Here is a 20,376-nt window from a genome sequence, read left to right on the forward strand (position 1 = left end):
GCTATTCGCGGGCCGAGCGCCAGGGCAGCAGGACCACCGAGACCAGCAGCACGGCCGCGCCGGCCGCGATCGCGGTGCGCGCGCTGGTCTGAGCGGCCAGCACGCCCCAGGCGACGGTGGCCGCCGCGGTGACCACGCGGGCGGTGATGGTCCAGGCGGTGAGCACGCGCGCGACCTTGTCGTCCGCGGTGTACAACAGCCGGTAGGTGCTGAACGCCGGGTTGAACACGCTGATGCAGGTGATCATCCCGATCTCGACCACCATCACCAGCAGCAGTCCCTTCGCACCCGGCTGCACGAGGGGCAGCCCGAGCAGCCACGGCACCCGCGCGACGCCGAACCCGAGCAGAATCCGCCGCTGTCCGTAGCGGCGCACCAGCGGCCGGGCCAGCCGGGCGCCGATGACCCCGCCGAGGCACGGTACGCCGAAGCCGAGCCCGTACTGCCACGGCGCGAAACCGAGATCGTTCAGCATCAGGTAGGCCAGCACCGGGGCCGTCGCCATGATCAGCGAATTCACCAGCACGGTGTTGCACATCAGCACGCGCAGCACCGGATTCGCGGCGATCGTGCGCCAGCCCTGGGTGATCTCGACCAGCCGGGACGGCGCGGCGGGCCGGACCGGCGGGGCGGGCTCGGGCACCTCGATCGAGCGAACGCACAGGGCGGACAACAGGAAACTCACCGCGTTGAGCACCACCGTGACGACCGGACCGAGCACCCCGATGAGCACCCCGCCCAGCGGCGGCCCGACCGCGGTGGAGACCCAGGTGGCGGTCTCGAAGCGCCCGTTGGCCGCGAGCAGATGGTCCTGGGCGACAAGACCTTTCAGGTGCGCGCTGCTCGCGCCGAGGAAGACGATGTCGGCGACCGCGACCACCATCGCGACCACGAGCAACTGCGGATAGTTCAGCGCGCCGGCGAAGTACGCGACCGGCACGGTCAGCAGCACCAGGAACCGCAGCAGATCGGCGCGAATCATCAACTGCCGCTTGGGCCGGAACTCGATCCAGGCGCCCAGCGGAACCGCCAGCACGGCGCCCACCGCGCCGCCGGCCGCGGCCATCAGCGACACCTGCAACGCGCCGACATGCAGCACCAGCACCGCGATCAGCGTGAACGCGTCCAGCGCGAGAAAAGTACCCACCGAGCTGATCGCGAACCCACGCCAGAGCCGCTCGAAGTCGCGCCCGAGTCTGGGGCCGATCACGGCCCGAGCCGACAACCGATTGGTGACCATCGCAGCGATCCAACACCGCGCCGCCGCCAGGGGCAAGCCGCCCATGCGGGGGGCGTCGGCGCCGCCGCACCGCCGATAATCCGGATCCGGTCCAGGGCAATTCGGCACTTGTTTGAACGCCGGACGTCTGCGATCGTGGTGCGTACCTCGGATAGTTTCGATTTTTATCAGTTCGATGGAGAAGGCGGGTCGGCAGATGATGTCGGTGCTGTGGATTATCCTGCCTTACAGCGCGTTTCTCTCATTCCTCGTCGGTCATGTGTGGCGTTATCGGCACGATCGATTCGGCTGGTATACCGCCGTCCCGGAAACCGATCGGGCGCAGCGGATCGGGGCGAACGCGTTTCGCATCGGATTGAGCGGCGTATTCGTCGCCCGAATCACCGATTTCTTCACCTCCGGCCCGCATTCGCATCCCGAGGGCTGGATCTACGGCACGATCACGGTCGCCGAGATCTGCGCACTGGCGACCGCGACGATCGGCGCGGTGCTGCTGTTCGTGCCCGATATGATCGGCAGCCCGGCCCGCGCCGTGGTGAGCCCGCTGGACCGCATCACCTTCCCGATCCTGGTGGCCGGCCTGCTGACCTGGGTCGCGATCAAGTTCGACCCGAACTCCTCCGGCGACGGGTACCGCACCGCCGAAACGTTGTTCGCCTGGTTCCGCTCGCTGTTCAGCCTGCACCCGAATTCCGAGCCGATCGAGCACGCCCCGATCATCTACCAGGCGCGTGGCCTGGTCCTGATGCTGTTCATCGCGATCTGGCCGTACACCCGCCTGGCGAGCTTCCTCGCCGAGCCGCTCTACCGCCTGGTCCGGCGCCGGCGGTCCGCCTCCCCGGCGCGGCCGGAGCGGGAGTTGTCCGCCCCGCGGCGGGGCTGAGCGAAACCCGCGGTCGCGGCGACCCGCTGCCCCCATTTCCGGTGCCACGCAAAGAAGTACAAGACCGACCAGTGTGCGCCATACTGCATGATCGGACACGGTGACAGGTCGGAAGGCGGGCCCATGGCGGATGAGCGACTCGACGCGGGCGTTTCGATCGAACGCCGCACCATCGAGGTGATTCCCGACGCGGAGCGCCACGGCACTCCGATCAGCCAGTTCACCCTGTGGTTCGGCGCCAACATGCAGATCACCGCGGTGGTGGACGGCGCGCTCGCGGTGGTGTTCGGTGCCGACGCGCTGTGGGCGATCATCGGGCTGCTGGTCGGCAACGTCCTCGGCGGGATCGTGATGGCCCTGCACTCGGCGCAGGGCCCGCGCCTCGGTCTGCCCCAGATGATCTCCAGCAGAGCGCAATTCGGCGTCTTCGGCGCGGTGTTACCGCTGTTGCTCGTGGTCGTGATGTATCTCGGCTTCGCCGCGACCGGCACGGTGCTGGCGGGGCAGGCGGTGAACAAGATCCTGCACATCGACAACGCGACGGTCGGCATGCTGGTCTTCGGCGCGCTCACCGCGGTGGTGGCGGTGACCGGGTACCGGCTGATCCATGTGGTCGGGCGGATCGCGACGGTCGTCGGCGTTCTCGGCTTCACCTACCTCGGCATCCGGCTGTTCACCGAGTACGACGTCAGCGCCTATCTCGGGGTGAAGTCGTTCGACCCGGTGACATTCGTGCTGGCGATCTCGCTCGGCGCGGGCTGGCAGCTCACCTTCGGCCCCTATGTCGCCGACTACTCGCGCTATCTGCCCCGCTCGACCAGCGATCGCACCACCTTCCTTGCGACCTTCGCCGGCAGCGTGCTCGGTTCGCAGTGGTCGATGACGTTCGGTGCGCTGGTGGCCGCGGTGGCGGGAAAGGCGTTCCTGGGCAACCAGGTCGGCTTCATCGGCGAGCTCGCCGGCCCATCCGCGCTGGCGCTGCTGATCTACCTGGTGATCGTGGTCGGCAAGCTGACGGTGAACTGTCTCAACGCCTACGGCGGGTTCATGTCCATCCTGACCTCGGTGACCGCGTTCAACCGGCAGTCGCACACCACGCCGTTCGCGCGCGCCGCCTACATCGTCGGTTTCACCGCGGTGTCGATGCTGGTCGCGATCGGGGCCAGCGCCGACTTCCTCGGCAACTTCAAGAATTTCGTGCTCACCCTGCTGATGGTGTTCACGCCGTGGAGCGCGATCAACCTGATCGACTACTACCTGATCTCCCGCGAACGCATCGACATCCCGGCGCTCTACGACCCGGACGGCCGGTACGGCCGCTGGAACGGCACCGCGCTTGGCTGCTACGTGGTGGGTGTGCTCGCGCAGATCCCGTTCCTGGCCCAGCAGCTCTACACCGGCCCGATCACCGAAAAGCTGGGCGGCGCCGACCTTTCCTGGATCGTCGGCATCGTGTTCACCGCCGCGATCTACTACCCGGCGGCCCGGCGCACGAGTAACCCGCCGGATCGAATGATCTATCCGGCGGGCACCGTGGAATCAGCGGATCAGACTCGCGCGCGCACGAACTTGTAGATGACCAGCAGGATCACCGCGCCGACGATCGCGCCGAGGAAGGCGTGATTGACCGGTGGCTGGAGGGTGAACTTGTGCGGTGCGAACACCAAGCTGCCCAGCGTGCCGCCGACGTAGCCGCCGACGATGCCGAGCACGATCGTGCCGATCCAGCCGAAATTCTCCTTGCCGGGGACCAGCAGGCGCGCGATGGCTCCGGCGATGAGGCCGATGATGATCATCGAGATGATGCCCATGGATTCGCTCCTTGAAATTCACAGGGTGTGACGCACGGGAGACGCCGCGATCAGTGTGCGGGATACCCGGGTCGCGCGCGCGGTAATCGCACGCCGGAGTTGATGTTTCAGCTCAGGCGCAGGTCGGAGACGCCGAGCAGGGTGGTCACCTGGTCGGCCGGCATCGGGTAGTGGAAGTGCCAGCCCTGTGCGGTATCGCAGCCGAGATCGCGCAGTTGGTCGGCCTGGTGCCGGGTTTCGACGCATTCGGCGGTGACGGTGAAGCCGAGTGCGTGGGTGAGATCGATGATCGTCTCCAGTAGCAGCAGATCGGTGGGACTCGCGGTGTCCGGGGTGCGGATGCGCTGGATGAACGGGCCGGCGAGTTTGACCACGTGCAACGGAAGTTGGCCGAGGTACGCAAGATTGGAGTAACCGGTGCCGAAGTCGTCGATGGCGATGCGGACCCCGGCGTCGGCGAGGGTGTGCAGCGCGCGCAGCGGCCTGCCGGTGGTCTGCATGAACGCGCGCTCGGTCAACTCCAGCTGCAGCAGGCTCGCATCCATGCCGGTCTCGGCGATCACCTGCTGCACATGGTCCAGCCAGGCCGGATCAGCCACCTCGGCGGCGGACACGTTGACGCTCACCGTCGGGGTGTGCGGATAACGGTCGTGCCACTCGCGGCTGGCCCGGCACGCGGTCTCCAGGACCACCGCGCCGAGCGCGCCGATGTGCCCGTTGTCCTCGGCGATATCGACGAACCGGGCCGGGCTGAGGACGCCGAGATCCGGGTGCCGCCAGCGCACCAGCGCCTCCACCGCCACGGTCTGCCCGCTGGTGAGCGAGACGATCGGCTGGTAGTCGAGGTAGAACTCGCCGTGCCGCAGGGCGGACGGCATCGCCGCCGACAGCTCGGCGCTGGTGTGCTCACGCCGGCCGCGGTCGGCGTCGAAGACGGCGTAGCGCCCGCGCCCCGCGGCCTTCGCCCAGTACATGCTGGTGTCGGCCGCCTGAAGGAACTCGCCGGTGGACAGGCGGTCGGCGCGTTCCTCCATCACGCCGATGCTCGCGGTGACGGTCAGCTGGTGCTCGTGCACATAGAACGGCTGGGCCAGCGCGTGCAGCACGGTCTCGGCCACATGCGCCATCTCCTCCACCCCGGTGGAATGCGGTATCAGCACGACGAATTCGTCGCCGCCCATCCGCGCGACCAGCTGGTCGGTCCGGGAGACACAGGCGTTCAGCCGCGCCGCGACCTGCGCGAGCAGTTCGTCGCCGACCGCGTGCCCGAACGTGTCGTTGACCGTCTTGAAATGGTCCAGATCGATGTAGCAGACCCCGACCCGGACGCAGTCGGCGAACGCGGCGGTGAGCGCGTCGAAGAAGCGGGAGCGGTTCGGCAGGCCGGTCAGCTGGTCGTGGTGGGCGCGGTACTGCAACCGCTCGCGCAGCGCGCGGCGTTCGGAGACGTCCTCCACCAGCACCAGGGTGTACTGCGGCTGCCCGTGCTCGTCGCGGATCAGCGAGACGTTGATGTGGGTCCACACGGTGCCGCCGTCGCGGTGCCGGTAGGCCTTCTCCAACTGCACGTTGTCGTACTTGCCCGCGAGCACCCCGGCGTACTTCTGCCACATGTCCGGGCCGTCGTCGGGGTGGGTCAGATCGGTGACCGCCATGGTGCACATCTCCTCGGGCCGATACCCGAGCATCGCCGCGAAGGCGTTGTTGACCTCGATGATCCGCCCGGTCATGTCCGAGAGTCCGGTGCCGATCCCGGCCTGGGAGAACACCGCGCGCAGCCGGGCCTCGCTGGAGCGCAGCTGCTGCTCGACCACGCGGCGGGCGGCGATGTCGGCGGCCCGGACGCTCTCCTGCTCGGCGAGCAGCCAGGCCCGGAAGGCACGCAGATAACCGGTGGCAAAGGCGGCCAGCAACTCGGCAGCTCGGTCGGCCGGGACCGCGCAGGGGCCGAGCAGGTGCGCGTTCAGCACGGCCAGGCTGCGGCCGAGGACCTCGTCGCCGACGAAGTGCGCGCGGGCGAGTTCGGCGCCGATTTCGGCGACGCGATCGGCGGGATCCGGGCCGGCGGCGGCGTGGACGAATTCCTGCGCCAGGGTGGCGAGCAAACGACGGGTTTCGGCAGAGCTCATGGGCACGACATGGTTTCGCGGCCCGCCACCGAGTGCGGCCGCCCATTGCCCGGCCAGTTCCGCGTGCGGCCCGCCAGGATCTGAACCGCTCCCGGCATCCCACGCCATAAGCTCTGATGGTAGTCCGATTTGCGGGCTTCCGCCCAACTGCACGTGCACGCGAACCCCGCTACGATGACCATGCTTTCGTCGCAGGCACGCGACGCTGTGAGAAGGGTTGGCGCCGGATGACCAGACCGAGTTGGGCCCCCGAAGGGATCGATCTGGATCGGCCCAGCGCCTCGCGCGTGTACGACTACTTCGTCGGCGGCATGCACAATTTCGAGATCGATCGGATGCTGGCGCGCCAGATCGAGGAGTTCACCCCCGGCGTCGGCGAAACCATGCGGGCCAACCGGGATTTGCTGCGCCGATGCGTGCGATTCCTGGTCGACGAGGGCATCACCCAGTTCCTCGATATCGGCTCCGGCATCCCGACCGTCGGCAATGTGCACGAGGTGGCGCAGGCGGTAAATCCTTCGGCCCGTGTGGTTTACGTCGATATCGACCCGGTCGCGGTCGCGCACAGCCGCGCCATCCTGGACGGAAATCCGGCCGCCACCGTCGTGCAGGCCGACATCGGCCGACCCGAAACCATTCTGTCCGACCCGCAGGTCGCCCAATTGCTCGACTTCGACCGGCCGGTGGCCGTGTTGCTGCTCGGCGTGTTGCATTTCGTGGCCGACGACGCCGACCCCGCTGGCTGTGTCGCGCGGCTGCGCGACGCCGTCGCCCCCGGCAGTTACCTCGCCATCACCCACGCCACCGCGGACGGGCAACCCGACGAGGTGCTCGAGGCGCAGAAGCTGTCCGGTCGCACCTCCACCGAGATCGTGCTGCGCGCCAAGCCCCGGATCGCCGAGTTCTTCCACGGCTGGACGCTCCTCGAACCGGGCCTCGTCCACCTGCCCCTCTGGCGCCCCGACAACACCGCCGACGTCGGCGAGCACCCCGAACGCTCGGGCGCCTACGGTGGCGTCGCGCGCAAGGACTGACCGCAGGGCGCCCGACGGTCAGTCGAACGCCGCCAAGCCGGCCAGGCGCGCCACGTCCGGCCGGATCAACTGGTTGTCGTTGCGGAGCAGGTATTGCAGCGCCTGGCGCGCCTCCGGGTCGTACCTCAGGTCCTCCGGGCAGGCGGCCGCGGCCTTGTCGAGGGCGAAGGCGGCGGCCACGTCCTGGCCGCGGCGAACAAACGAATAGGCGAGGACGATGTGGTAGCGCGCGCGATCGCCGACCGGCTCCCGCTCGGTCGGCTCGTGCGCCGCGCCGATCCGGATGATCTCGTCGAAATCATTGTGTCGCAAGGCGTTTTCCATCCGGGCGAGGCCGAGTTCGGTGGCTCCGCTCGGCTGACCGGCGCCGGCCCGCGGCTGCGGTAGCGCGCGCGCCTGCTGGGCGAGTGCCAGGAAACGGTCCGCGTCCGCGAGGTCGTCCTGGGCGTGCGCGGCCTTCGCCGCAAGCAGGTACAGCGCACAGGTCACCGCGGCGCCGTCCACCGAACCCGGCAGCTGCTTGGCCAGCCTGGCCACGGCGGCGACCGCGTGGTCGCGGCATTCGTCGTATTTCTCCAGCTGCAACAGCGCGTCGGCGAGCTGCCGGGACGAGGCCGCGAGCAGCAGCGGTATGCCGAGATCGCCCGCGACACCCATCGCGCGGTCCGCGACGACGGCGGCCAGCCGGTGCGCGCCGATCTTCATGAGTAACTGGACGGCCAAGTGGTAGGCGTGCACGAGCAACTCGGCCGAATCGGCCTGCGCGGATTGCCACCGCAGGACCCGGCAGCTCCAGACGACGGCGGGCAGTCGTTCGCCGAGTGCCGAATACCGTTGCGGCGAACAGGCCCAGATCTCTTGGCAGCGGCGCAGTTCCGCGCGGACCGCGGACACCGTGGCGCGCTGGTCGGCCACCGCGTAGATCTCCAGCGCGGGATAGTCCAGCAATACGCGGGTGAGCGGGGCGAGTACCCGCTCGACCGCATCGGTGCTGTGCGGGACCGCCCGAGCGGGCACGTCGATCAATTCGGTCACGTCGTCGATCAGCAGCACCTCGGCCAGTTGGACGATGATCTGCACGCTGTCGAGTCGCCGGCGGCCGGATTCGATCAGTCGCAACCATTCCTCGCTGCGGCCTACCCGATGGGCTACCGCGCGGCGGGACATACGACGTTGGATCCGGCGGAGTTCGATCCGGGCGCCGACCGGTAACGCGGGTGGGCACGGGTCAGCTGTCGAGTGCATCGCGTGTTCTCCTGGCTGCGGCGCACGGCCACACCACAGTCGACGTCTTCGGCGGCAAGCAGTGGCTGCGCTTTGTTCGAGTGCTCGACGATGCGGAAGGGCTGGGCCGTCGTCGGTGATAGAGAGATGCCCCGCGCGGCCTCGACCAAACCTCGCACGGCACAGAGCCGATCGCCCCCGATGCGGGTGCGACCGGCTCTGTGCCGTGCCGGGTCAGACGCGGTCGGCCGCGATGAGCAGATACTGGAAGCTGCCCTCCCGGTACGAGGTGAGAAACGCGTCCTCGATACCGGTGGCGACCGACGACTGCTCGCGCAGCTCCCAGTACGGGATGGTCGCCGCGGTCAGATCGGTGACCGCGATCGGCGCGAAACCGTTGGCGGCCAACGCTTTGAAGTATTCGCTGCGGGCATGGATATTGCAGATGTAGTGCTGGTCGATCTGGCTGACCGCGCGTGAGCGGCCGCCGGTGAGGTCGTTGTAACAGCCGGTGATGACGACGTATCGGCCGCCGCGCGGCAGCAGTCTGGCGAACTCACCGAAGAGCTGATGCAGATCGACGTACATGGTCGTCTCGTTGGTCCAGATTCCGTTGATCGATCCGGACTCGAACCCGGTGTCGAGCATATTGCGGAAGTGGAACCGGACCCGATCGGCGACGCCGCGTTCGACGGCCTGACGGTTGGCGAACTCGGCCTGGGTCTCGGAAATGGTCACGCCGTCGACGCGGCAGCCGAATCGCTCGTTGGCCATGAAACTCGTTCCGCCACGCCCTGATCCGCCGTCGAGCAGCCGGTCGTCCGCGGTGCGGTCGCCGAGATGATCGAGCAGGGTCACCGCCTGTGCGGTCTCCAGACGGTGCATCTCGGCGATGATCGCCGCGTCTCGTCCCTCGCCCGAGACTTCGAGCACGGCGGGATCGTAGGCGCCGAGGCCGTAGTGATGGTGGTAGTAGCCGTCCACCTCGCCGAGGCGGATATTGACCGGGTCCTTCTCGTTGTTCCAGTAATTGGCGATCGATTCCTGAAATGCGCTGCGTAACACCGGCTGTGCGCCGGCCGGTGGGTTGGTGATGGTCATGGGGGTCGCGCTCCTTGCGAAGGGGATGAGCTGGGGGTGAACGGAGTTGCGCCGGCGGGCGGGCGGGGCACGAGCGTGCCCCGCGATCACGCCGGCTCGGTCGCGTGCGGCGGACATGGACGAGCTCCTGGCGGGCAGTTCTACTGCCGCGGTGCCGGGTGGTAGCGCCCGCTGGTCGCGTGCCAGTGTTTGCCGCCGCCCATCCAGGCCCACACGCCGGTCAGAAAGCGTTGTAGCTCTGGGGATCCCGTTCGACCCAGCGCGCGGAACTCGGTCTCGAGCGAGTGCGTCAGTTCGTCATGGATCTCGGCGGTGCGGTCCACCGCCTGCTGCAGGGTGCAGCGTTCCTCGGCGACGAGGATCCGGGGCAGGCTGAAGTCGAAGCCGTCCTGCCCATTGGTGCGGTCCTCCTTGCCCATGGAATACAGGTCGTTGACCAAGACGCTGGCCACCCCCGCGGTGGTGAACGCGCGGCGCACGCGCGGGTCGAAGTACTCCGCGGCCGGCACCTCGTAGTCGCCGATGGCGTCGGTCACCACCATGCACGGGCAGAACGCGTTCTCGAATCGGTGCAGCAGGAACTCCCAGACCGGTGGGACGCGTTCGGAGATCCGCCATTGCGCCTCCTGGTTGTACGCGACGAACATCACGCACAGTTCGTGCCGGAGCCGGAAGACCTGCAGCGGGCTGCCGTACTCGGCGAGTCGGCCGAGGGCGGACCGAACCGTCCGCAGGACCGGATCGTCGGGTACCTGGCGCTCGTATTCGGCGAGGTACGGCGGGCACGGAACCCGGGCCGGCGCCATCGCCGCGTAGGCGAGCGCGAGGCGCGGGCCGAGCCGCTCGGGCTCGGAGACGGCGGCGTCGCCATCGAGATAGAAGTCATCGATGGACCATTCGGCCGCCGCGCAGCAGGCCGCCGCCAGCAGCCGGTCGGGATCGTCGCAATCGGGGTGGGCCAGCATGGCCAGTCGCCCGAACCCGCAGGCGCGCAGCCGGTCCAGCTGGCCGGGATAGGCGCCGATCTGTTCGGCCCAGTCGAGCAATCGCCGGTCGACCGCCTCGCCGAGAGCTGGATCGTCGCGGACGGGGTCGGGGCAATACAGCGTCGGCACGGTGATCGCTGATCGATCGGTGAGTTCGGCGGACATGGTCGACCTCGCTATCGGGTTTCGTAGACACGGATGTGGCCGGTGACGGCGGCCAGCCGGAACGGACCGCTGGTCTCCGCCTCGATGGGGTGATCAGCACCGTCGGACGGCGTCCGAGCTTCGTGCAGCGCCCGATAGCGGGCGTACTCGATCGGCTTCCGGCCGGAGAGGGCTTCGCTGTTCGCCGCGGTGCGCAGATGGTCCCGATATCCGGGTGTCACCGTCGCGCCGAAGAATTCGGCGACGCAGCCCGATCCATAGCTGATCAAGGCGATGGGCCGGTCGGTGAGGTCGCCGGCGTGGTCGAGCAGCGCGGCCAGGCCCAGATAGAGGGAAGCGGTGTAGCTGTTGCCGATCGCCCGGTTGTAGATCGTGGTGTGCTGGGTCGCCGCGTCGATCTCCCGCGCGCTCGCGCTCGCCCCTTGGCTCTCCAGCAGGTGGCGGTGCGCCTTGCGGGCCATCTTGGTGAACGGCTGGTGGTAGCAGAACGCGGCGAACTCGTCGAGCTCGCGGCCGCCCTGTCGCCGATAGTCGGTCCACGCGTTCTCGGCCGCCGTCAAATACGCTGAGATGGAGGTCTTTCCGTCCACCACGGCGGTGGTCCGGTAGTTGGGCCGCCAGAAGTCCATGACGTCCGCCGAATAGAGCCCGGTGCGCGGCTCGAGTCGCAGAATCGCCGGATCGGCGGTCACCAGCAGCGCGACCGCGGCGGCGCCCTGGGTGGCCTCCGCGGCGGTGTCCAGGTCGTATCTGGCTATGTCGGTGGCTATCACCAGCACCTGCTGCGCGGGATCGCGGGCGACCAGCGCGGCGGCGAATTGCAGTGCCGCGGTAGCGGAATAGCAGGCCTGCTTGAGCTCGACCACGCGCGTCGCGGGCGTCAGGCCGATCAGCGGGTGCAGATAGAGTCCGGCCGCTTTGGCTTGATCCACACCGGTTTCGGTGGCCAGCAGTACCGTGCGGATGTGCTCGGCGCCATGGCGTTCGATGATCGGCGCCGCCGCCGCGGCGGCCATCGTGACGATGTCTTCGTCGGCGGCCGGGACGCTCATCGCCTCCTGCCCGATGCCGAGGTAGAACTTGTCCACGTCGATGCCGAGCTGCTGGGCAAGCACCGCGTGGTCCAGTACGTAGCTGGTGGTCGCGAAGGAAAGGTCGTGAATTCCTACGGGTGTGGTTTTCATCGGACTACTCCTGTGCTGGTATTCGACCGTTCTAGTTGGGTGTGGGCGCGCATCAATTCGCCGCTGTTCGTTTGCGCCGCCAGCAGCGACAGTTCGCCGCAGAGCACGGTGGCCGCGGCGATGCCGGCCAGACGCCGGGCGTTGTCGCCGGGCCCGCGCTGCGCGCGGCAGCCGAGCCTGACCAGGTTGTCCTCGGCGAACGCCTGGTCCTTTCCGTTGCCCACCGTTCCGACCACGAGATTGGGCAGGGTGCAGGAGAAATAGAGATCGCCGCCGCGGTCCTCGGCGTGCGTGATGCCCTGCGAACCCTCCACGATGTTCGCGCCGTCCTGGCCGGTGGCCAGGTAGAAGGCGAGCAGCATGTTGGCGTAATGGGCGTTGGCCGTGCGGATTCCGCCGGCCACAATGGTGCCGATCAGGTTCTTGCGAATATTGAGCTCGACGATTTTCGCGGCTGTCGTGTGCAGCCGCCGCTCGACCAGTTCGCGCGGTACCAGCAGTTCGGTGACCACATTCTTACCGCGGCCGAGGATCCCGTTGACCGCACTGGCCTTCTTGTCCGTGCAGTAGTTTCCGGAAATGGATCCGTAGCGCAGCCCCGGGATGCTGCCGACGATGTGGTCCATCAGCCGATCGGCGGCCAGGGTCACCATGTTGTGCCCGGCGGCGTCACCGGTGCTGAACTCGAATCGCAGGAACAGCAGGTTGCCGACGAACTGCTGGTGCATCCGGATGAGCTCGGTGAACCGGCTCACCGTGGCCACCCTGGCCTGGAGCCCGGCGAACCGGTTCGTGAGTTCCGCGACGGCGGTGTGGGCGACCAGTGCGTCGTCGGCCTCGAGCAGGATCGAGCGGGTCATCCGCTCATCGACGAGGGTCGCGACGATGCCCCGGTCGACGGCCATGGATATTCGTGCGCCGCGCCCCACCGAGGGCCACAGCGGTGACTCGTAGGTCGCCAGCGGGACCGCTACCTCGTCGGTCAGCACGTTCCCGCTGATTCGGAGCGGCCCCACCCACTGCAACGGCATTGCGGCATAACATAATTCGGTCATAGCGACTCCTTCGGGCGGCGGCCGGCGTAGCTGCCGACATCGATGCCGCGCAGCCGGGCGAACGTTTCGACCTCGCCGGTGAGCAGCAGCTCACAGCCGGTCAGTGCGGCGGGCGTGGCCGCGCCGAGCACGGTCATCAGCTGGCCGAGCTGTTCCAGCCAGTCCTGGATCATGGTGATCAGTGCGGCGGTGCCCTGGTCGACCAGCGTTTCGAGGAACCGCCCGGCCACCCCGCTGGCGCTGGCGCCGAGGGCGAGCGCGCGCGCCACGTCGAGCGGCGATCGGACGCCGCCGGAACCGAGGATGCTGATGTCGGTGATGCCGGAGACGTCGAGCAGGCAGCAGACCGTGGATTGCCCCCACCCGTCGACGAACGAGAAGTCCGCGCCGGTGCGGCGATTGTTCTCGATCCGGGCGAAGTTCGTGCCGCCCCGGCCGCCCACGTCGGCGGCGGCGACCCCGGCGTCGCGCAACCAGCGCACGGTCTGGCGGCTGAGCCCGAAACCGACCTCCTTGACCACCACCGGAACCGAGACGGCGGCGGTGATCTGCTCGATGCGGCCGCGCCAGGAGCCGAACGAACGATCCCCCTCCGGCATGACGATCTCCTGGACCGCATTGAGATGGATCTGGAGCGCGTCGGCTTCGAGCAGATCGATGGCCCGCTGGACCTGGTCGATCGTCGCGTTGGCGTTGACATTCGCCAGCACGAAGCCCTGCGGATTCTCCTGCCGGAGCACCCGGTAGCTGCCCGCCATCGACGGGTCGGCGAAGTAGGCGCTCATGGATCCGGAGCCGATCGCGATCCCGGTCTCGCGGGCCGCGATGCCGAGCTCCCGGTTGATCGCGCCGGTGCCGTTGCTGCCACCGGTCATTCCGTTGACGAATATCGGCGCGCTCCAGTGCTTTCCGGCTACCTCGGTGCTCAGGCAGACATCCCGGCTGTCGATTCCGGCCAGCGCGTGGTGCAGGAAGGTCACCGAGTCGAAGTCGTTGCGGCCGGAGCCGTGGCGTTGCTGGTCCACGGCGTAGCGCACGTGATCGTCTTTGCGGTTGCCGATCATGGTTTCTCCGCTTCGGTCGGGTGGATGCGCAGCGGGAGCGGCCGGATTCCGGCCTGCGCCCAGCGTTGGACGAGTGCGGTCGTCTCGGTGTGTGCCTGGCGGTGGATCAACGCGATACCGCAGTCGCCGCCGCCCGCACCGGAGGGTTTGGCGGCCGCGCCGACCGCTTCGGCCGCCGCGCACAGCGCCTCCAGCCGGGGCGTCATGATGCCGAGCCGGGCGCTGCTGTCGAAATCGGTGAGCACCCAGCGTGCCCGGCGGATCTCCCGTTGCACGCCCGCCGGATCACGGTGCTCGAAGGCGGTGATCAGACGTCGGACGCAGTCGGTGCTGTCGGCGAGAAAGTCGGGGTAGTAACGGTTTTCGCGGCCGCCGCGGCGCAGCCCGGCCACCAGCGCGGTGGTGGAGGCGGGTTGTCCGGTCCAGCCGACCCGCAACCGCAGGCAGTGCGGCGCGGGCAGCGCGCGCAGGGTGAGTCCCGGCCAGCGCACATCGAGCGCGGTCGCGATCCCGCGATCCGGTACCAGTTCGGCCAGCCACTGCCGGTCCGGCGCGCTGTAGGCGATCCAGCCGCCCCACGTGCTCGCCGCGACGTCACCGCCGGACGCCCGTGGCGCCACCTCGAGGGTCGCCAGCATGGCCAGCCGATACCGATCCATCGGCCGCAGGTCGAGCCGGTAGAAGGCGCCGAGGGCGGCGATGGTCGCGACCGTGACCGCCGCGCTGGAACCGAGGCCGAGCTTGCGCCCGTCGGCATCGATGAGATCGCTGGTGACGGCCAGGCGGAACGAGCGCGTGGGCAGGCCGCGCTCGGCGAGCAATCGCTCGACCACCCCGACCGCCGACAGCACGTAGGTGAACGAACCACGCACCACCGCATCGGAACTCAGCGGAATCAGCCGGCCACCGACCCGCAGGCACCGCAGGATGACGCCGCCGGACAGGTCCGAGGACAGCGTCGTTTCCCCTGGCGTGCTGGTCTCGGTCACGGTGGCCGTCGAATACCGGTCGACCGCGACGATCACCGCCGGATGGCCCGGCTCGATGACGGCGTATTCGCCGGCGACGAACAACTTGCCCGGTGCTCTGCGGACGATCACGACGGCTCCCCGGGGACCAGGACGGCGCCGCGCCCGGGATGCGCTACCCGGGTGGTGACGTAGTCGCCGACGTCCTCGATGGCCTCGGCGACGGCGGTCGCATCGGCCCGCGCGCAGAGCACCTTGACGTTCGGTCCCGCGTCCACGGTGCCGTACGCGGGGATGCCCGCGTTGCGCAGCAACAGGATTCGATCGAGCACCGCCACCGAACCCGGTGCCAGATACCGGATCCCGGGCCGGGCCGCGAGCATGGTGGCGTGCATGCCGAGGGCGTTGTGCTCGGCGATCTCCCCGACCGCGGCGAGATCGCCGCGTGCCATCGCGGCGCGCATCTGGTCGATCTGCCAGGCATTGGCGCAGGCCCAGGGTAGGTACAGCGCCGAGGTGGCCATGGTCTGCCGCATCGCCTGCCTGCTCGACACGGCCTTCGCACCGGCATCGACCACCGCCACCACCAGGGCGGGGTCCAGCGCGCAATCGGCGATCGGTTCGGCATAGGAGCTGCGATCGCCGGCCCGGCCGTCCCCGTGCCCGGCGTGCCACTGCACGAATCCGCCGAAGATGGACCGGCAGGCCGACCCGGAACCACGTCGGGCCAGCCGCGACCGGGCCCTGTCGTCGAGGCGAAGTCCGAACGCGGCCGCGGCCGCCGTCGCCAAGGCGGCGAAACCGCTTGCCGACGAGGCCAATCCGGCCCCGGTCGGCACCGTGTTGGTGGTGTGCACCACCGCGCGCTCGGTTCGGCCCGACCACTCGCGTACCACGTCGAGGAACCGTTCGACGCGACGATGGGCCGGTGCCTCGGCGCGCTGACCGTCGAGGAAGACGATATCGGCGCCGGCGCTGTCGACGAGTTGCACGCGGGTCGTGGTGGGATAGATGTCGAGTGTCATGGAGAGGCTGCCGGTGACCGGCAGTACCAGTGCTTCGTCGCGCTTGCCCCAGTACTTGATCAGCGCGATGTTCGGATAGGCGATAGCGCAGGCGATGTCGTCGCTCATCGGGATGTCCGTATCGGTACGATCCAGGTCTCGGCGGCCCCGGCCTCGATCAGATGTTCGCTCAACGACACTGGGTCGCAGCGGTTGTCGGTGAGGGCGATGACGCAGCCGCCGCCCCCGCCGCCGGTGAGTTTCGCGCCGAGCGCACCGGCGTCGTGCGCGGCGCCGATCAGTCGGTCGAGCTCGGGGGTGCTGACGCCGAGCTCATCGAGCAGCACCTGGAATTCGACCAGTCGCCGGCCGAGCGCCGTTGCCCGGCCGAGCGCCAGATCCTCGGCCGCGGCGGTGGTGATCGCCGCCGCCCGGTCGAGTAGCCGTTGTGCGTATACCGGGTCCCGGTGCAGTTTCTCCCGTACGTCGACCACGGCACGCTTGGTTGCCGCCGCGATCCCGGTGTCCGCGACCACCACGGCGGCATCGATGCCGACGACGATCGGGCGCGCGCGGCGCGCCTGGAACCAGATCGGCTCGGCCGACAGTGCGGCGCTGGTATCGACGCCGCTCGCCCTGCCGTGCGCGTAGTGCTCACCGCACTGCACGATGTCGTACAGGGACTGCTGGTCGACCTGCTGTCCGTAGAGAGCCGCTACGGACCGGACCGCGGCGCACGCGCACGCGGCGCTCGATCCGAGCCCGCGAGCCGGGGGAATATCGCAGCTGACCACGACATCGATGACGTCACCGGAGCACCGCCAGCGGCGCAGCGCCTCCTCGACCGCGACCCGCGGCCCGGATTCCGCGGCCTGGTCGTCCGCCGGATCACCGCAGGAGAATCGATAGGCCTGCGGTCCGTCGAGATTCGAGACACCCTGGCGCAACCGGGCCAGGGCGTCGACCCGGAACCCGGGGATCGGAAACGCGATGGCCGGTGCGCCGTACACGACGGTGTGCTCGCCGAGCAGGATGAGCTTGCCGTGCGCGCTGCCGGTGCCGGTCACCGACGGTGGGGCGGACCGCACGGCGGTCACCGATTCCGGCGGATCATGGTGTGTCCCAGGGCAATCAGGTCGTCCCACCGCGGTGTGCCGGGCAGCGCCGCGATGGCCGCCGCGAGGTGTTGCTCGGCGTGCCGCGCGGTCGATTCCCGCGCGCCCGCGGCCTCGATCAGCGTCGCCGCGCGGTGCACGTCCGCCGCGGTCATGGGCAGCTTCGAGCGATACAGCCCGGCGAGTTCGACCGCGGCCGCCGTATCCGAGGCGAGCGCGGCGACCACCGGCAGCGATTGCTTGCGCCGGGCGAGATCGTTGCCCGCGGGCTTGCCGGTCGTTGCCTCCTCGCCCCAGATACCGAGCAGATCATCGACGAACTGGAACCCTAGCCCGACTTGGTGACCGAACCGGTCCAGCGCGGCGACCGCGGTCGGGCTCGCGCCGGCCGACAACGCGCCGAGCGCGCACGCGCAGCCGGTCAGCGCACCGGTCTTGCCCATCGCCATCCGCACGTATTCGTCCACGGCGATCTGTGCGCGGGTCTCGAAGGCGCAATCCTCGGATTGGCCGCGGCACACCTCGATCAGCGCTGTTTCCAGCCGGTCGACCGCCTCGCTCGTCCAGCGGGTGGGCCTGCGGGTCAGCACTCGAATGGCCAACGCGTGCAGGGCATCGCCCAGCTGGATGGCATCGGCGGTGCCCCAGACCCGCCACACGGTGGTCCGGCCCCGGCGCGTCTGGTCACCGTCGATCACGTCGTCGTGGATCAGGGTGGAGTTGTGCGCGAGCTCGATGGCGGCGGCGACCGGAGCCGCCTCGGCTGGCGTGCTCCCGTAGGCGATCGCGGTGCCGACGGTCAGGGCCGGGCGCAGCGATTTTCCCCGGTCGGCGTTGACCGGGGCACCGACGGCGTCCCACCAGCCGAAGTGATAACCGGCCATGCGGCGCATCGGTTCGGGCAGCGATTCGACCGACTCGTGCAACACCGGGGCGCAGACCGCACGGGTCTGGGCGAGCAGAATACGAGCTGCGGGATGATTCACCGTATCGATACCGGTCGTCATCGAAACCGCCAGGGGCAACTGGTCATTGGGTCTCCGAAGCGGAGGGACCGACCGATCCGTATGCTGCCGGGCGGCGGTCCGAATGAACTATCGTCGTGCCTCGACGTTAGCTCCAGGCACCGCGGTCGCTCGCAAATCCGTTTGCGCCCTTCGCGGCCGGTGGACCTGGGCGAACCGGTGCGTCGCGGGACGATCAAAATAAGGCCGGAGTCCGCGCACCCAGCCCCGTACGGTTCTCGATCCAAATCTATTTGGAAGATTTGCAGGAATGAGATCCGTGAAAGTCCGGCGAATTGTGCTCGGGCGGGGAAACATTGATCGATCGAAGGGTTCGTCGACGGACTTGTCGGATGTGATCGCTTGTGCCGCAACGGCTCCAAGGTGACCAGGTCGCGGATGCCGCGGACCGAACCGCCGTTGGACCGCGAGAGATCGATGGAGCAGCCAGTTTCGGGTCGGCTGGCCACAGGGGAGACACAGTGTGCGCCAACGGTATATCGGAATCGGGCGAGTTAACCGCCGGGGAACGGATCAAGCTGCGTCGTTTGAACCGTGGATTGTCCCGCCGGGTGGTCGCCAATCTGGTCGGCCGAAGCGAGGAGTGGTTGCGGCTGGTCGAATCGGGACGACAGCGGCTCGACAGCGTGCGGGTGATCACCCGGCTCGCCGAGGTGCTCCGGATCGATGACCTGAGCGTGCTGATCGACTGGCCGTTGCGGCAGTCGCCGGTCGCGGTCGGCCTGGCCGGCGAGGTATTGCGGGTGTTCCGCCCGATCATCGTCGATCATCCCGCGATTCACGTGCACACCGAGTTGGCGCGGCGCGGCCGATCGATACCGGAGGTGGCTGCCGAACTGGACCGGTGCCAAGAGATTTGGGCGACGTCGGCGCACCGGTACACCGTGCTGACCGAACGCCTGGCCTGGGTCCTCGCGGCCAGCCGGGATCTGCGCTGGCGGCATCGGGACGCGGAGACCGGGATGCTGCTGGTGCAGGCCTATCAGCTCGCCGCGCAGCTGCTCGGCCGGACCGGTGCGCACGAGCTGGCGTGGACCTGCGCCGACCGGTCGCTCGCCATCGCCGGGCAACTCGATCAGCCGATGCTGTTCGCGGTGAGCGCCTGGCATATCGGCAGCGCGCTGCTGCATCTTTCCCGAAACGAGGAGTGCCACGACTACGTCGAGGCGACCGCCGCCTACCTCGTCGAAACGGCGCCGGACGCCATCGACCGCACCAGTCGGGTGGCATTGCTCGGCGCCCTGCATCTGCTCGCGGCGAAGGGCGCGGCGGGAATGCTCCACCTCGCGGAGGCCGATCGGCTGACGGCCGCGGCGCGGCAGCTGGCCGGCGAACTCACCGGCGATCACGAGGTGCTCGGGCTCAGGTTCGGACCGACCGAGATCGCCCTCGCCCAGATCGAGATGGCCCTGGATCACGGCGATTTCGATGCGGCGATCCGCATCGCGGCCGATGTCGCCATCGGCGACAACTATCCCATCGGCGGTCGTTCGCGCTATTTCATCGCGCTGGCCTATGCCTTCGTCCGCCACGGTGACGATGTCGCCGCGGCGTTCGCGCTGGCCAAGGCGGCCGACGCCTGTCCGGAGGATCTCCGGCACGACCGGCACGCGCAACGCACCCTTCAGCATCTGCTGTTACATGGCAATCGCCTGGTCCGGCGGGATGTCGCTCGGCTGGCCGAACTGGCCGAACTCACCTGACCCGAGGCGACGCGCGGCTCAGGCGATCGCGGTGCGCAGGGCGAACCAGCCGGTGACCGGGTCGGCGAAGCCGTGGTAGGTCAGCCGGATTCGCTGGTCTACCTGGAAGTGGCGGTAGACGGCGAGCATGGCTCGGCGCATCGCCTCCTCCTGGAAATCCTCGGTGCGGCGGAAACCGATGGGGCGTTCGGGTAGTAGGGCGAGGCGGGTCATTTCGGCGGGGTCGTCGAGGTCCAGGCCGACGGGGGCGGTGTCGGTGATGTGGCGGTCGTGCAGGATGGTCCGGCTGCGGGCCGGGTCGGGTGGGCCGGCGAGAAATGCGCGGAATTCGGTATGCACCAACGGGCCCTGGACGGTGGCCGAGTCGGTTTGCACCAGGTCGACGAGGTCGGCGTCCGGAGTCGGCGCGGCGGTGTCCGCGGCGAGCGGCGCTTGTTCGAGCAGGTGCAGGATGCTGCCGCCGGGGATCAACGGCTCGGGTGCGAGGAACAGGGTGACGGTGGGGCAGTCGCAACCGTGGCCGAGCAGGCAGATCTTGCGGTGTGCTGGATCGGGCATGCCGCCTCCTCCAAGAAACGGGCCGAATCCTCCGGCCCTGGGCGGATCGGGACTTCGAGAATTGCCGATCGCTGAGGTGCCGTGGCGCTCCGACGGTCGACCGTGCCGCAGTTACCCAGTGTAGGAG

18 protein-coding genes are annotated in these 20,376 nt (G+C 68.8%); 4 read left to right on the forward strand and 14 right to left on the reverse strand.

The window, feature by feature from the left end; genetic code table 11:
• Position 1: 1 nt before the first annotated feature.
• Positions 2 to 1,210, reverse strand: coding sequence for an MFS transporter (locus tag ACFQ9K_RS20975; protein ID WP_378714570.1), 1,209 nt, complete (start codon positions 1,208 to 1,210; stop codon positions 2 to 4).
• Positions 1,211 to 1,415: 205 nt separating this feature from the next.
• Between ACFQ9K_RS20975 and ACFQ9K_RS20980 the strand changes: the two genes are divergently transcribed.
• Positions 1,416 to 2,123 carry a respiratory nitrate reductase subunit gamma gene (locus ACFQ9K_RS20980; RefSeq protein ID WP_378714568.1) on the forward strand — a complete coding sequence of 236 codons (708 nt, stop codon included), beginning with the start codon at positions 1,416 to 1,418 and terminating at the stop codon, positions 2,121 to 2,123.
• Between the two features lie 123 nt (positions 2,124 to 2,246).
• Complete coding sequence (locus tag ACFQ9K_RS20985; RefSeq protein WP_378714567.1) at positions 2,247 to 3,698, forward strand: purine-cytosine permease family protein; 1,452 nt, start codon at positions 2,247 to 2,249, stop codon at positions 3,696 to 3,698.
• On the opposite strand, the gene ACFQ9K_RS20990 is transcribed toward ACFQ9K_RS20985, so the two are convergent.
• Positions 3,671 to 3,934 carry a GlsB/YeaQ/YmgE family stress response membrane protein gene (locus ACFQ9K_RS20990; RefSeq protein WP_150403242.1) on the reverse strand — a complete coding sequence of 88 codons (264 nt, stop codon included), beginning with the start codon at positions 3,932 to 3,934 and terminating at the stop codon, positions 3,671 to 3,673. The two genes, ACFQ9K_RS20985 and ACFQ9K_RS20990, sit on opposite strands and share 28 nt — an antisense overlap.
• 107 nt (positions 3,935 to 4,041) lie before the next feature.
• A complete protein-coding gene (locus ACFQ9K_RS20995; protein WP_378714566.1) occupies positions 4,042 to 6,063 on the reverse strand; it encodes a putative bifunctional diguanylate cyclase/phosphodiesterase in 2,022 nt (673 codons plus the stop codon).
• A 227-nt stretch (positions 6,064 to 6,290) separates the two neighbouring features.
• On the opposite strand from ACFQ9K_RS20995, the gene ACFQ9K_RS21000 reads away from it, so the two are divergent.
• The gene (locus ACFQ9K_RS21000; protein WP_378714565.1) at positions 6,291 to 7,097 is read left to right on the forward strand and encodes an SAM-dependent methyltransferase; all 807 of its coding nucleotides are present in this window, start codon (positions 6,291 to 6,293) and stop codon (positions 7,095 to 7,097) included.
• An 18-nt stretch (positions 7,098 to 7,115) separates the two neighbouring features.
• Here ACFQ9K_RS21000 and ACFQ9K_RS21005 read toward each other — a convergent pair whose 3' ends face one another.
• The 10 genes from ACFQ9K_RS21005 to ACFQ9K_RS21050 form a co-directional block, all read right to left on the reverse strand.
• Complete coding sequence (locus tag ACFQ9K_RS21005) at positions 7,116 to 8,342, reverse strand: helix-turn-helix domain-containing protein (protein ID WP_378714563.1); 1,227 nt, start codon at positions 8,340 to 8,342, stop codon at positions 7,116 to 7,118.
• Between the two features lie 213 nt (positions 8,343 to 8,555).
• Positions 8,556 to 9,422 carry a geranyl diphosphate 2-C-methyltransferase gene (locus ACFQ9K_RS21010; RefSeq protein ID WP_378714561.1) on the reverse strand — a complete coding sequence of 289 codons (867 nt, stop codon included), beginning with the start codon at positions 9,420 to 9,422 and terminating at the stop codon, positions 8,556 to 8,558.
• A gap of 140 nt (positions 9,423 to 9,562) precedes the next feature.
• A complete protein-coding gene (locus tag ACFQ9K_RS21015; protein ID WP_378714559.1) occupies positions 9,563 to 10,573 on the reverse strand; it encodes a family 2 encapsulin nanocompartment cargo protein terpene cyclase in 1,011 nt (336 codons plus the stop codon).
• Positions 10,574 to 10,584: 11 nt separating this feature from the next.
• Positions 10,585 to 11,757, reverse strand: coding sequence for a hydroxymethylglutaryl-CoA synthase (locus ACFQ9K_RS21020; protein ID WP_378714557.1), 1,173 nt, complete (start codon positions 11,755 to 11,757; stop codon positions 10,585 to 10,587).
• Entirely contained in the window at positions 11,754 to 12,812 is a 1,059-nt protein-coding gene (locus tag ACFQ9K_RS21025) for a hydroxymethylglutaryl-CoA reductase (RefSeq protein ID WP_378714555.1), read from the reverse strand. Before ACFQ9K_RS21025 ends, ACFQ9K_RS21020 begins: the two co-directional genes overlap by 4 nt.
• Positions 12,809 to 13,876, reverse strand: coding sequence for a type 2 isopentenyl-diphosphate Delta-isomerase (gene fni, locus ACFQ9K_RS21030; RefSeq protein WP_378714553.1), 1,068 nt, complete (start codon positions 13,874 to 13,876; stop codon positions 12,809 to 12,811). The genes ACFQ9K_RS21025 and fni overlap by 4 nt, the downstream gene beginning before the upstream one ends.
• The gene (locus ACFQ9K_RS21035; RefSeq protein WP_378714551.1) at positions 13,873 to 14,976 is read right to left on the reverse strand and encodes a phosphomevalonate kinase; all 1,104 of its coding nucleotides are present in this window, start codon (positions 14,974 to 14,976) and stop codon (positions 13,873 to 13,875) included. Before ACFQ9K_RS21035 ends, fni begins: the two co-directional genes overlap by 4 nt.
• Positions 14,973 to 15,977: a diphosphomevalonate decarboxylase gene (mvaD, locus tag ACFQ9K_RS21040; RefSeq protein ID WP_378714550.1), complete on the reverse strand. Its 1,005-nt coding sequence runs from the start codon at positions 15,975 to 15,977 to the stop codon at positions 14,973 to 14,975. Before mvaD ends, ACFQ9K_RS21035 begins: the two co-directional genes overlap by 4 nt.
• Positions 15,974 to 16,945: a mevalonate kinase gene (gene mvk / locus ACFQ9K_RS21045; protein WP_378714549.1), complete on the reverse strand. Its 972-nt coding sequence runs from the start codon at positions 16,943 to 16,945 to the stop codon at positions 15,974 to 15,976. Before mvk ends, mvaD begins: the two co-directional genes overlap by 4 nt.
• Positions 16,942 to 17,970 carry a polyprenyl synthetase family protein gene (locus ACFQ9K_RS21050; RefSeq protein WP_378714547.1) on the reverse strand — a complete coding sequence of 343 codons (1,029 nt, stop codon included), beginning with the start codon at positions 17,968 to 17,970 and terminating at the stop codon, positions 16,942 to 16,944. Before ACFQ9K_RS21050 ends, mvk begins: the two co-directional genes overlap by 4 nt.
• A gap of 479 nt (positions 17,971 to 18,449) precedes the next feature.
• Here ACFQ9K_RS21050 and ACFQ9K_RS21055 point away from each other — a divergent pair, with 479 nt between their 5' ends.
• Positions 18,450 to 19,691, forward strand: a complete 1,242-nt coding sequence (locus ACFQ9K_RS21055) for a helix-turn-helix domain-containing protein (RefSeq protein ID WP_378714545.1) — start codon at positions 18,450 to 18,452, stop codon at positions 19,689 to 19,691.
• Positions 19,692 to 19,709: 18 nt separating this feature from the next.
• Here the strand turns inward: ACFQ9K_RS21055 and ACFQ9K_RS21060 are convergent, their stop codons facing one another.
• A complete protein-coding gene (locus ACFQ9K_RS21060) occupies positions 19,710 to 20,249 on the reverse strand; it encodes a hypothetical protein (RefSeq protein WP_378714544.1) in 540 nt (179 codons plus the stop codon).
• Between the last annotated feature and the right edge of the window lie 127 nt (positions 20,250 to 20,376).

Source organism: Nocardia sp. NPDC056564 (genome assembly GCF_042793755.1).
GTDB lineage: Bacteria > Actinomycetota > Actinomycetes > Mycobacteriales > Mycobacteriaceae > Nocardia.